General features: G+C 68.5%; 11 protein-coding genes. 2 read left to right on the top strand and 9 right to left on the bottom strand.

Annotated elements, in window-relative coordinates:
• Positions 1-9 precede the first annotated feature (9 nt).
• Positions 10-1,029: a GGDEF domain-containing protein gene (locus tag WDU93_RS07185; RefSeq protein ID WP_337319040.1), complete on the bottom strand. Its 1,020-nt coding sequence runs from the start codon at positions 1,027-1,029 to the stop codon at positions 10-12.
• A gap of 118 nt (positions 1,030-1,147) precedes the next feature.
• Here WDU93_RS07185 and WDU93_RS07190 point away from each other — a divergent pair, with 118 nt between their 5' ends.
• Entirely contained in the window at positions 1,148-1,882 is a 735-nt protein-coding gene (locus WDU93_RS07190) for an EAL domain-containing protein (protein WP_337319042.1), read from the top strand.
• Here the strand turns inward: WDU93_RS07190 and WDU93_RS07195 are convergent.
• The 6 genes from WDU93_RS07195 to WDU93_RS07220 all read right to left on the bottom strand — a co-directional run bounded on the left by WDU93_RS07195 (position 1,844) and on the right by WDU93_RS07220 (position 8,230).
• Positions 1,844-2,053: a hypothetical protein gene (locus WDU93_RS07195; protein WP_337319044.1), complete on the bottom strand. Its 210-nt coding sequence runs from the start codon at positions 2,051-2,053 to the stop codon at positions 1,844-1,846. The two genes, WDU93_RS07190 and WDU93_RS07195, sit on opposite strands and share 39 nt — an antisense overlap.
• Entirely contained in the window at positions 2,050-3,483 is a 1,434-nt protein-coding gene (locus tag WDU93_RS07200) for a glycosyltransferase family 2 protein (RefSeq protein ID WP_337319046.1), read from the bottom strand. Before WDU93_RS07200 ends, WDU93_RS07195 begins: the two co-directional genes overlap by 4 nt.
• Before the next feature lie 134 nt (positions 3,484-3,617).
• A complete protein-coding gene (locus tag WDU93_RS07205) occupies positions 3,618-5,165 on the bottom strand; it encodes a hydantoinase/oxoprolinase family protein (RefSeq protein ID WP_337319048.1) in 1,548 nt (515 codons plus the stop codon).
• Positions 5,165-6,280: a DUF917 domain-containing protein gene (locus tag WDU93_RS07210; RefSeq protein WP_337319050.1), complete on the bottom strand. Its 1,116-nt coding sequence runs from the start codon at positions 6,278-6,280 to the stop codon at positions 5,165-5,167. The genes WDU93_RS07205 and WDU93_RS07210 overlap by 1 nt, the downstream gene beginning before the upstream one ends.
• Positions 6,277-7,596 (bottom strand): cytosine permease, encoded by a 1,320-nt coding sequence (locus WDU93_RS07215; RefSeq protein WP_337319052.1) that lies wholly within the window; start codon positions 7,594-7,596, stop codon positions 6,277-6,279. The genes WDU93_RS07210 and WDU93_RS07215 overlap by 4 nt, the downstream gene beginning before the upstream one ends.
• 55 nt (positions 7,597-7,651) lie before the next feature.
• Positions 7,652-8,230 (bottom strand): TetR/AcrR family transcriptional regulator, encoded by a 579-nt coding sequence (locus WDU93_RS07220; protein ID WP_337319054.1) that lies wholly within the window; start codon positions 8,228-8,230, stop codon positions 7,652-7,654.
• Between the two features lie 83 nt (positions 8,231-8,313).
• On the opposite strand from WDU93_RS07220, the gene WDU93_RS07225 reads away from it, so the two are divergent.
• Entirely contained in the window at positions 8,314-10,827 is a 2,514-nt protein-coding gene (locus tag WDU93_RS07225) for a DEAD/DEAH box helicase (protein ID WP_337319056.1), read from the top strand.
• A 78-nt stretch (positions 10,828-10,905) separates the two neighbouring features.
• Here WDU93_RS07225 and WDU93_RS07230 read toward each other — a convergent pair whose 3' ends face one another.
• Positions 10,906-11,553 carry a hypothetical protein gene (locus WDU93_RS07230; protein WP_337319057.1) on the bottom strand — a complete coding sequence of 216 codons (648 nt, stop codon included), beginning with the start codon at positions 11,551-11,553 and terminating at the stop codon, positions 10,906-10,908.
• Positions 11,550-12,563, bottom strand: coding sequence for a DUF1266 domain-containing protein (locus WDU93_RS07235; protein ID WP_337319059.1), 1,014 nt, complete (start codon positions 12,561-12,563; stop codon positions 11,550-11,552). Before WDU93_RS07235 ends, WDU93_RS07230 begins: the two co-directional genes overlap by 4 nt.
• Positions 12,564-12,611: the final 48 nt, after the last annotated feature.

The raw sequence follows: 12,611 nt of genomic DNA on the forward strand, positions 1-12,611 counted from the left end.
GATGCCGCCTCAGCGGCGCTTGTCGTCGTACATCGCCTGATCGGCGCGGGCCAGGACATCCTCCACGCTCTCGCCCGGCGCCACCTGCGCCACGCCCCACGACCACGGGTGCCGCGCGTGCACCCGCATCCGGCGCAGCATGGCCCGCGCCGACTCGGCGTCGGTCTCGGGCAGCAGCATCGCGAACTCGTCGCCGCCCAGGCGCCCGACCAGATCGGTCGGACGGGAGAGCGACATCCACTGCGCGCTCACGGACTTCAGCACGTCATCGCCTGCGGCGTGACCGGACTCGTCGTTGACCTCTTTGAACTTGTCGAGGTCGAGCACGGCGATCGTCAGTGGCCGGTCGTACCGCTCGGCACGGCGCAGCTCCATGTCGGCCCGCACGACGAACCCGCGACGGTTCAGCGCGCCGGTGAGATCGTCGGTGTGCGATTCGACCCGGATGCGGTGGCGCACGAAGAGTCCCGCCTCCAGGCACATCCAGGTGAACAGGGCTGCGCCGATGAGGTTGGCCGGCCCGAACAGCGGGCGGATGCCCTCTGGCGTGGCGCCGGCGAAGGGGCCGTAAAGCACCGCGGCGCCCATGACGATGAGGATGACCAGCTCACCCATGCGGGCGATGCGAGCGCCGTAGAACCACGAGAAGTACATCGCCATCAGCGGCAGTTCCTGCAGGGCGGCGACGGCGTTCTGTCGTTCGTCGGAGAACGCCAGATAGTAGGTGTTCACAACGGAATGCAGGATGACGAGCACGAGGCCGAGCCACGTCGGCAACTCAACGCCGAAGAACACGACGAGCACCGTGACGGTCAGCCCCGCGAGGAAGATGCCGATCGAGATGAGGACTTCGAGCAGCGAGATGTCGTCTTCGAACAGTTCGAGCACGCCGAGCACAGAGAACAGCAGCGTGAGCGAGGCCGTGACGATGGAGTACGTCGACGTGCGCTCGCGCAGACGAGTGAGCCAGCCCGCGCCGAGCCACCGAAGCTCTTCGGCATCCGCTGCTCGGATGTTCTGTACGACCATGTCATCCTCCCAGGGTCGTGAACGCGGCTACCTTCGAGAGTATTCGTTTTCCAGGCAAGATGTCGTTTTACTGCCTAATTTCTCGTGGCTCGAGCGCGGCAGTGTCTTACACTGAACCGTGACCTTCAGCGCCGATGCCCCCGACTGGGGCCTGCCCGCACGCGTCGTCTTTCAGCCGCTCGTCGATCTGCACGAGTGGGCGGTCGTGGGCTTCGAGGCGCTGGCACGATTCGAGGGTGTGGCGTCGCCGCTGGAGGCGTTCGCGCGCGCAGAACGTGACGGACGACGCGAAGAACTCGAGCTCACGCTCATCGAGTTGGCTATCGCGTCGGCGCCTCAACTGCCTGAGGGGCTGTTCATCACCCTCAACGCCTCGGGAACGACGATCCTTGAGCCGCGACTGCCGGTGATGCTCGCGACCATGGCACGCCCCTGGGGCCTGGAACTGTTCGAGGCTGCGACCCCTGTCAACCTCACGGTCGTGCGGGAGCGGGTGACAGCGCTGGGCGGTCAGCTGCTCGTCGATGACGCGGGGGCCGCGAACGCCGACGTGCCGCGCATCAGCGAACTGCGCCCCGACGTGGTCAAGATCGACCGCGCCCTGTTCTGGAAGGTCACCTCCGACACCCAGGCGCGCGCGCAGCTGGAAGACCTGCTCGTCGCCGCACGCGCCATCGGCGCACGCGTGCTCGTCGAGGGCATCGCCGAGGCCGAGCATGTCGACCTCGCCCGTTCGCTGGGCGCCGATCTTGGTCAGGGTTTCCATATCGGCATGCCCACCCCGGCCGCGGAGGTGCCCGCGATGCTGCGTGAGCTACACCGGAGCAGCGGGGTGGATGCTCCGGGTCTCTGACCGCCTGCTGGCGCCGCGGTACTGCGGCATCCGCAGCTTGGGCAGCAGCTTGATCATGCCGAGCACCACGTAGATCACCGTGTTGATGGCGACGAAGGTCGCGAGCACACCGAACCAGTCGGTGTACAGCAGCGACTCGGGCAGCAGGATGCCCGTCGGCAATGCGTTCATACGCGCACCTCGCTCTGGTTCGCGGTGTGCTCGACGTGCTTCCAGGTCGCGCGGCGCCCGAAGGCGATCTCGAATACGCCCTTGAGGAAGGCGAGGTTGAGGAAGCAGTCGTAGACGAGTTCGGGGAAGACGAGCACGGCCACGGCTCTGGCACGCCAGCCGCCCTTCCACGCGGTCACCGTGCGTTCGACCGCGAAGAGGAGGCCGACGCCGAGCCAGAACGGGAACCACACCCAGGTGTCCATCGCGAAGATCATGAGCAGGATCAGAGCGAAGTAGCTGAACAGCGCCAACACCCCATAGCCGATGCTGATCTGCTGGGCCCAGTACCGCATGGTCTGGGGGGTCACCCCGTACGCGCCGAGATTCTCCAGCGCGCCGCGCTGCCAGCGCAGGCGCTGCGCCCACAGCATCCGCCAGGTGGGCATCAGCTCGGTGACGACCGTGCATTCGAACGGAGAGATTGTGAGCCCACCGAGCGACTTGATCGCGATCGTGAGTTCGTTGTCTTCGGTGAGGGCCGCCGTGTCGTAGACCTCGCCATGCGTGCCGGGCAGCGAGCTGCCGCGGGCGTCGGCGATCGCGCGCAGCGCCGCGGAACGGAAGATGGATGCCGTGCCGGTGAGCACGAACACCCGCCCGTCGCGGCGGCGGATCTCACGCTGGTAGCGGATGTACTCGTTGCGCTGGAACTGACCGAGCAGCCCGTGCCCGTCTTCCCCCTCGAACAGGCCGCCGACGGCCATCAGGGCGCGGTCGTTCGTGAAGCGCCGCGATGCGGCCTCGATGAACTCGTCGCCGATCTGGCTGTCGGCATCCATCACCATGACGCAGTCGTTATCGCCGAGCGTGGGCAGCAGGTCGGTGAGCGCCTGGTTCAGCGCGCCGCCCTTCTTGTGCACGTTGTCGACGCTCTCGAACACGTCGGCGCCGTGTGCGCGGGCGACGGCGACGGTGTCGTCGGTGCAGTTGTCGGCGACGACGAGCACCCGGGTGGGCGGCGTGGTCTGCTTCTTCAGCGACTGCAGGGTGAACGGCAGCGATGCCTGCTCGTTGTGCGCGGGGATGAGCACGGTGACGGTGACCTCGCCTGCAAAGACGCCGCGCGTTCGGGCCATCACCGCGCGCGGTGCGAGGGTGAGCTTTCCGGCTTCAAGGCCCGCGCGACGGTAGCGCGAGGCGACGACACGTTCGCTGACGACGACGAAGAGCACCAGCAGCAGGGCGATGCCGAGCGCGGTGGCGAGTACGCCGAGGTTGGGCAGCTCTGCGTTGTAGAGCACGTCCCAGAACCCGGCGAGCGTGACATGCACCGGTTCCCATAGCGCGGGCGGATCGGTGACGGCGATGCCCCACCAGAGCAACCCGGCGGCGAGCAGCACGATGACGATCACCGCCAGCCCGACGGTGCGTTGGAAAAACCGGTTCACGCATCCTCCTCTGTGGCGCGTACGCCACATAGACCCAAGGTTGCGTCCCCCGACTTTCCCCCCCGACCACGATGCCACGTTCAGCGGCCCGATGCGAGTGCACCGGCCAGCGCGTCTCATCCGACGAGGCGGAATCAGTCGGCCAGGCGACCCACCGCGCGAGCACGAATGAGCACCTGCTGCCCGTCGGAATAGGCGGCGGGCAGCTCTTCGATGGCGACCACCTCGATGGTCGACGGTGCAGCTCCGGCGCGTCGCGCGCGCTCGATCGCCTCCTCCGAGGCGTCCGCACGGGCCGCCCGTCGTCCTTCTTCGGTACCTTCGACCCGGTAGATCCGCTCGACCTGGCCGGCCACATCCCCGAGCGCCGCGCCAACCGCGTTAGCTGCGCCGAAGTGATCGGGACGGATGAGCTCGCTGACACCATCGAGCGTGTCGGGCGCGATGATGCCGCCGCCCCCGACGAGGATGACCGGTACCGCCGCCGCGCTCGGCTTCATGCGGTCGACGGTGTCTTCCAGCGTCTCGCGCATGCCGGCCCACGCCGTCTCGACGACGGTGGCATCGACCGCAGGCGCAGAGACCCCCTCGATGACGGCCGCGCCCGCGGCGAGCGCGATATCCGTCGCCGTGAGGGTGTCGCCGCCAAAGGCGATGGCCTCCTGCGGCAGCCGGTAGCCGACGCTGTCGGGGCCGAGCACCTCGCCGGCCGCGCGCACGATGGTGCCGCCGCCGAGACCGACCGACAGCACGTCCGGCATCCGGAAGTTCGTGCGGATGCCGCCGATCTCCACGGCATGTGCAGACTGGCGCGGGAACCCGTCGACGAGCACGCCGACGTCGGTGGTGGTGCCGCCGATGTCGACGACGAGCGCGTCGGTCGCCCCGGACAGGTGCGCGGCGCCGCGAATGGAGTTGGTGGGTCCGCATCCGATCGTGAGCACCGGGAACTCCAGTGCATAATCGAGCTGCATCAGGGTGCCGTCGTTCTGCCCGAAGTAGGGGGTCGCCGGGATGCCACGATCGCGCAACGCCGCGACGAAGCCGCTCGCCATCTGGCGCAGGGTCTGCATGAGCGCCGCATTGAGCACGGTGGCGTTCTCGCGTTCGAGCAGGCCGAGCGAGCCGATACGCGCCGAGCGTGAGACGGGCACGCCGAGTTCCTCCGCGACGATGGCGGCGACGTGCTCTTCCTGGGACTCGTCGATCGGCGAGAACACACCGACCACGGCGACTGCATCCACCTCGTCGCGCATGACGTCGCAGGCCGCGCGGACGGCGTCGTCGTCGACGTCGCGCAGCACGCGTCCGTCAACCTCGAAGCCACCATCGAGTACGAAAGCGTGGTCGCCGATGGCCGCACGCAGATCAACCGGCCAGCCCTCCAGCGGTGGAACGGCGGTGGTGGCGGGCGCACCCAGGCGCAGGATGCCGACGCGTCCGAGTCCGCGCCGTTCGACGATGGCGTTCGTGCAGTGCGTCGTGCCGAGCATGGCGTGCGCGACCAGGGTCGGATCGACGCCCGAGGCGGCGAGCACCGCGTCGATCGCGTCGGCGACGCCGTCGCCGGTGTCGGCCGTCGTCGGGCGCTTGACGGATGCCACGACCTCGAGGTTCTCGTCCAGGATCACGGCGTCGGTGTTCGTGCCTCCCACGTCGATGCCGATGCGGTATCCAGCCATCACCTGGCTCCCTTCCGCTGATGCGCGAGTTCTTCCACGGGTGTCCATTCGACGTCGTAGCCGAAGTGAGCGGGACCGGCAGTGTGCAGCCCCGCCGGCGTGCGCCATTTCTCGTTGCAGGGGATCGCGATCACCGCGACGCGCGCGCCGTAGCGGACGGCATCCGTGGTGATCGGCATCCCGGTGGCCAGGTCGAGTACGGCGATGAGGTCGGGTGTCACCGCAGCGACCTCCCCGTCTCGGCGGGCCAACAGCATCTCGTTCTGGAAGTCCAGACGGAACGTGCTGCCACGGTCGGCGCCGACGCCATCCAGTTCGGCAGTGCCACGCGTGAACCCGCCGTCGACCGCACGCTGCAGGTCGCGTACCTTGCCGTCGAAGAGACGGAAAGCCCCGAGGTCGTCGCACAGAGCATCGATGCGCTCGTCGTCGCGGAGCTCTCGCCCACAGGCATCCCGTCCGCGCAGGATGGCGCCGATGCGCTGGGCCAGCGTGAGCGTGTCCGGAATCACGCACTCGCGCGCGACGCTGCCGCCGTAGGCGTAGTCGATCATCGTCGCCCCGCCACCCATCTCGACCGTCACCGCACGAGCAAGACGCTCAGACCATCCACCGTCGACCGGTCGGCTGATGACCTCGTTGCCATGGTGGTCGACGAGCACAGTGGTGCCCGGCCCGTAGCCGGCAAGGTGGAAGGTGACCATCTGCGCCTCCGGGAAGGCGCGGCCCATCGCGTCACCGTCGACCACCGGGAGCCCGGCGACCGCGGCTGCGGCGATCGGGATCATGGAGTTACCTCCACCGACCTCGATCGGCATGATCGCCGTCGGGCGGCGCCCCGTGCCGCGTTCGATGGCGTCGAGCGCCGCGAGCAGTTCCGACTCGGCGATGATGCGTTCCACGCTCACCGACGGCGCGCCGATACCGCCAATCGGGACGACGAAGTCGTCATCGGAGAGCTGGTCTACGGTGATCCGCGGGACGGGCCCGTGCACGCGGATCATCCGCTTCGCGACGAGTGCACCGACGTGCGGGTCGCCGCCACCACCGGTTCCGAGCACGGCGGCGCCGAGGGCGATCTCATCGATGTCGGCCTCGGTGATCACCGCGGTCATGCGCTCTGCTCGCGATCGCCGGCAGGAACCACGGCGTCATCGCCGTCGCGACGCCGCAGGGGCAGCAGCGCGAGCTGGACCACGAAGGCGACGATGAGGCCGTCCAGAGCCGAGATCGTGGTGAGGGTGAACCAGCCGAAGCCCGGCCCGGCGGCGGGATCGGTCGTGGCGAGGGCGACGAGGATGCCGGCCGCCCAGGCGATGATCGACGGCAGGTCAACCGTCGGCACCTCCGCGCCGTGCTGCCAGCGAGCGGTGCGGCGGCCGGTGAAGAAGGACGCCAGGTACACGCCACCGTAGGGTGCGATCACCGTGCCGATGAGCAGGATGAACGGCACGAAGTAATCGGCGGCCCCGATGACGCCGACGACGATTCCGATCACTCCCAGCACGAGTGTGACCGAGCGACGGTTCAGCCGCGGGCTGATCGATGAGAAGGAGAGGCCGGCCGAGTACAGATTGCTCGTGTTGGTCGTCCATTGAGCCAGGATGAGCACGATCACTGCGACGCCGCCGAGCCCGAGGGCGAAGAAGATCGTCATCAGCTCGGTTTCGTTCATGATGCGGGCCAGCACGATTGCGACGACGAGGATGATCGAGTTGCCGAAGAAGAAGCCGACGAAGCCGGCTGCCATGGCCTGCTTCGGTGTGCGCGCCCACCGGGCCATGTCCGGGGCCATCACGACACCGAGGATGAAGATGCCCATCACCAGCGAGACGGCGGCTCCGAAGCCGATGGTCGTCTCAACCGGCGTCGCGAGACCGGCGCTGCCGCGGGTGGAGAAGGCGACGACCACCCCGACGATGAGCAGCACGAGCAGCAGCGGGACGGCGAGCGAGCTCAGACGGTTGATCGAGCGGTAACCCCAGAACGCGGTGACCGCCATGAGCACGCCGCCGATGCCGGTGAAGATCTGCACGGGCACCTCGACGCCGGTGAACTCGGTGAACGCGATCTGCGCATTCTGCCCGAAGAAGCCGGCCTGCACGGCGAACCAGCCCACCATGCTGATGGTGATCGCAAGCGCGAGCACGGCCCCTCCGATGCGCCCGAACACGGCGCGCGAGATCATCGCGGTGGAAAGTCCGGTGGATGCGCCGACGTAGGCGCAGGCCATGGCGAGCAGGCCGAGCAGCAGAGAGCCGAGTCCGGTCGCGGCCAGTGCGGGACCGAAGTCCATGCCCGCGGCGAGGGCGACGCCGAGGAAGGCACCAGAGAGGTCGATGCCGATGGCGATCCAGACGAACGCGATCGAGAGCCAGCTCCGGCGCTGGTCTTGGGGCACGACGCCGTGCTCGTAGTCAGTGGTAGTCATGCGGTGTCCTTCGCAGAGGCGCGCCGAGGCGCGGAGGGGACCCGCCAGGGCGGGTTCAGGAGGTGAGGATGCGGGAGAGGTGACCCCAGGCCTGGTCGAACCGCTGCGCGTACAGCTCGGGGCTGTAGTGCGCGAGCTGTAGGAAGAGGCCGTCCATGATGACCAGCACCAGCGCGATGAAGCCGTCCGCGTCTCCCGCGGTGAAGTCACCGGACGCGACGCCTTCGTCGTAGGCCTGCCGCACGGCGGCGGCCAGCGTGGACTCGGAGTCGAGGAAGATCTGGCGCAGGGGCAGCCCATCCGGCCCGTACTCGTCGGCCGCGGCGCGCAAGCTGAACGCATGCTCGTCGGGACGATCCCGGTAGTAGGCACCGATGCCGCTGAGCAGACGGTGCAACCGAGGAAGTGGGTGCAGGTGGGCGCTGGTGCGCGCGAGCTCGTCGAAGAACGCGGTGTGCTCTGCGGCGACCTCTGCGTAGACCGCCTCGTACAGCGCCGCCTTGCTGGGGACGTGCGCGTACAGCGAAGGCGTCTTGATTCCGACAGCCTCGGCGATCTCGCGAAGACTGGCCTGGGCATACCCCTGGCGCGCGAAGACCGTACGGGCTTCGGCGAGGATACGGGCGCGGGTCATGTCTTACCTAACGATCATTAGTTAGGTAGAACATACGCTCAGGGTCGACGCCAGCGCAAGGGTTCGAATGAAAGGATCGGAGGATGACCTCTCTCGATGCGGCTCTCGTCCGTGGCGCAGAACCGGATGCCGTCTACGCGGCGTTCGTCGAGTGGGCGGAGTCGACGGGCATCCAGCTCTATCCCGCACAGGACGAAGCAGTCATCGAGATCGTCTCGGGCAACAACCTCATCCTCTCCACCCCCACCGGCACCGGGAAGTCACTGGTGGCGATCGGCGCGCACTTCTCCGCGCTCGCCGACGGGCGGCGCACGTACTACACGGCGCCCATCAAGGCCCTGGTCAGCGAGAAGTTCTTCGCTCTGGTCGACGTGTTCGGAGCGGCCAACGTCGGCATGATCACGGGCGACTCGTCGGTGAACGCCGACGCTCCGATCATCTGCTGCACGGCCGAGATCCTCGCCAATCTTGCCCTGCGGCAGGGGGAGTCGGCCGAGGTCGGCCAGGTCGTGATGGACGAGTTCCACTTCTACGGCGACCCCGACCGCGGGTGGGCGTGGCAGGTGCCGCTGCTGGAACTGCCGCAGGCGCAGTTCATCCTCATGTCTGCCACGCTGGGCGACGTCACCGAGCTGGCCGCCGATCTCACCCGGCGCACGGGCCGCGAGACCGCGGTCGTGACGGGTGTGGAACGGCCGGTGCCGCTGCACTTCTACTACGAGACCACGCCGATCCACGAGACCATCGACGAGCTGCTCTCGACGGGTCAGGCACCGATCTACATCGTGCACTTCTCGCAGGCCGCCGCGATGGAGCGCGCGCAGGCGCTGGCGAGTGCGAAGGTCGCCACGCGCGAGCAACGGGATGCCATCGCCGAGCTCATCGGCGGATTCCGATTCACCACCAGCTTCGGCAAGACCCTTTCGCGCTTGCTGCGGCTCGGCATCGGCGTGCATCACGCCGGGATGCTGCCGAAGTACCGGCGTCTGGTCGAGCAGCTCGCCCAGCGCGGCCTGCTCCGCGTCATCTGCGGCACCGACACCCTCGGGGTCGGCATCAATGTGCCCATCCGCACGGTGCTGCTCACGGCGCTGACGAAGTTCGACGGCAGCCGGATGCGGCAGTTGAACGCGCGGGAGTTCCACCAGATCGCCGGGCGTGCGGGTCGCGCCGGTTATGACACCGCCGGCACGGTCGTGGCGCAGGCGCCGGAGCACGAGACCGAGAACCTTGCGGCGATCCGCAAGGCGGGCGATGACCCGAAGAAGAAGCGCAAGATCATCCGCAAGAAGGCGCCGGATGGTTTCGTGTCGTGGGGGGAGCCGTCGTTCCGCAAGCTCATCGACGCGGAGCCCGAGACCCTCACCTCGCACATGCAGATCACCAGCGCCATGATGCTGAACGTCATCGCCCGCGGCGGCGACGTCTTCGGCAATGTACGCGCGCTGGTATACGACAACCACGAGTCGCGGCAGAAGCAGCGGATGCTGGCGCTACGCGCCCTCGGCATCTACCGCACCCTGCGCGAATCCGGCGTCGTGGAGCAGGTCCCGTCCCCACCGACCATCCGACTCACGGTCGACCTGCAGCCCAACTTCGCGCTCAACCAGCCGCTGTCGCCGTTCGCCCTCGCGGCCTTCGAACTGCTCGAACCCACCGATCCCGGCTTCGCGCTCGACATGATCTCCATCGTCGAGTCGACACTCGATGACCCCCGCGCCGTCCTCAGCCAGCAGGAGTTCGTCGCCCGCGGTGAAGCGGTCGCGGCCATGAAGCGAGAGGGCATCGAGTACGACGAGCGCATGGAGCTGCTCGAGCAGATCACCTATCCGAAACCGCTGGAGGAGCTGCTCACCGCCGCCTTCGAGACGTACAGCGCCGCGCAGCCGTGGATCCGCGACTTCGAGCTGCATCCGAAATCCGTCGTGCGCGACATGTACGAGCGCGCCATGTCGTTCGGGGAATATGTCGCCTTCTACAAGATCGCCCGCTCCGAAGGTGTCGTGCTGCGCTACCTGTCGGATGCCTATCGCGCGGCCTCGCAGACGATCCCCGAGCATCTGAAGACCGAAGAGCTGCGCGATCTCATCGAGTGGCTCGGAGAGCTTGTGCGCCAGGTCGACTCCTCACTGCTCGACGAGTGGGAGGCCCTCCGTCTCGATCCGGCTTCGCCGGGTGTCGCTCAGGAACCGGACGGCAGCGGGACGCAGGGCGACATCGTTCCGCCAGCGCCGAAGCGGCTCACCACGAACACCCGCGCGTTCCGCATCCTCGTGCGCAACGAGCTGTTCCGCCGCGTGCAGTTGGCGGCCCGCGACGACCTCGACGCCCTCGAGGCGCTCGACCCCGACTTCGACGGGTGGGGCGCTGCGCTGGACGCGTACTTCGACGAGCACGCCGAGATCCTCACCGGTGCGGATGCCCGCAGCACAGCATTGCTCATCCTCGACGAGTCGGGCCGTTCGTGGACGGCGCAGCAGATCATCGACGACCCGGCCGGCGACCACGACTGGCGGATCACCGCGACCGTCGACCTGGATGCCAGCGACGAAACCGGCGAAGCCGTCGTCGCGGTCACCGCGTTCTCGCGGCTCTGAGCCCGCTCAGGTCGGGAGCACGGTCGACGCCCGCGGAATCTGCTCGGATGAGTTCGCGGATGCGGCGCCGGGCTCGACTCAGCGCCGCATCGGCCAGCCCGGCTGCGCCCAGGGCGCACCGGGCCGGTACAGCATCCGCGGCGGAGTGACCTCGGCCGACGGCCGGCGCGCGAGCGCCTCGTCGATGAGGTCGCCGAACCGCAGCCAGTCGGTCACCGTGCTGTCCAGGTGTGCGGTGGCAGCCTTCGTCGCCTGCCGCGCCGCATCCGCGCTCTGCACGCCCCCGGCGACGGCGAGGCGCTGCAGCCAGGCGTACTCGCTCACCGCCCAGGCACGTTCGGCCGGAGTGTAGGTACGCGTGATCGCCTCGGATGCCGCCCGCTCTCGCTCGGCCCACCGCGAGCTGGTCACTCCGGCCGCCGCCACGAGCCCGTCGATGATGCCGAACCCGCCCGGGTCGGCCGAACGGCCGAGGTCCCAGGCGCGATCATCGAGGCCGGGGCGCACGGCGTGCGGGGCGGCGAAGCCCAACAGCCACGCATCTTCGGCATCCACCCCGATGCGGTCCTCGCCGCGGTACGGCGGCACGACCACGCCAGCGATCGGCGTGTAGCCCTCGCCGCCGCGATCGGGATCGACGCGCCGCCAGCGCCAGATGACCAGCCAAATCACCAGACCGGCCGCGATGGCCAGTCCGGTGATGACGATCAGGAGCGTGTAGGTCATGTGCCTGCGGTGTCGGCCGGCGGCGGAGTCCGACGGGCGACCTCTTGCTTCAGACGTGCCGCCCACGGTCGCGGTGCCTCCGCGACGCCCTCCAGGTGGAAGACGGCCGCGTCTTCGGCGAGCGCATCGGCGAACAGCATCCGCGACGCGGGCAGCCGCAGATCCCACGGCACCGCACGCCACGGCCCGTCGACGCCGAGCAGCACCTGCTGCCGGTTGCGATCGTGCAGGTCGGTGGAGCGTTCGCCCTCGCCACCCTGGGCGTTCCAGAACCAGCGGCCGAGCAGGAACGATTCGCCCAGCTCCCCCCACGACGAGTAGTGCCGGCGCAGGTCGTCGGCGATCATCACGTGGAAGTCCTCGGCCTCGGCATCCGAGAGGTAGCCGGCGGTCGCGCCGGCGCGCGCGAGCATGGCCGCGCGCACGAAGTCCCATGCGAGGAAGTCGGCCTCACGGATGCCCCGATCGTTCGCCCGCACACGACGGAACCGCCAGAGCACCTCGGCCGACGAGACGTCATCGCGGGCATAGCCTCGCAGCAGCTTCTCGTACGCCGCCGCGTCCGCGTCATCCAGAGCGCTCCAGCGCTCGACATCGAGCCGGTACTGCTCGCGGTGTCCGGCGACGAGCAGGTCATACAGCGTGCGCAGCATCGTCAGCCGCCCCTGGATGCCCCAGGCCTCGGCGATACCCTCACGCACGGCCTCGACGTCGTTGTGACGCAGGCGGTCCCAGTCTTCCCCGGCGCAGAGCGCGAACGGCGCGGCGACGCCGAGCCCCCAGTGGCGCGGCTCGGCGCGGAAGGTGCGGTAGTCGCCGGTCCAGTGCGGGGTGTGATGGCGGGTGAGCGCCACGATCTCGGCGTTCTCGGCATCCGCCTTCTTGCGGCGCTTGCTGAAGATCGCCAGTCCGACGATGAGCACGATCAGTCCGACGAGCACGAGTACCGCCGGCACCCAGTCGAACGGACCTGCCGTCGGCACGGGCGTGACAGCCTGCAGAACCCCCATGGTTCCCTCCCCCACGCAGTGCCTGTCACCGCGTCTGCCCTCCCATTG

It is taken from the genome of Microbacterium istanbulense (assembly GCF_037204145.1).
In the GTDB taxonomy this organism is placed as follows: Bacteria; Actinomycetota; Actinomycetes; order Actinomycetales; family Microbacteriaceae; genus Microbacterium; species Microbacterium istanbulense.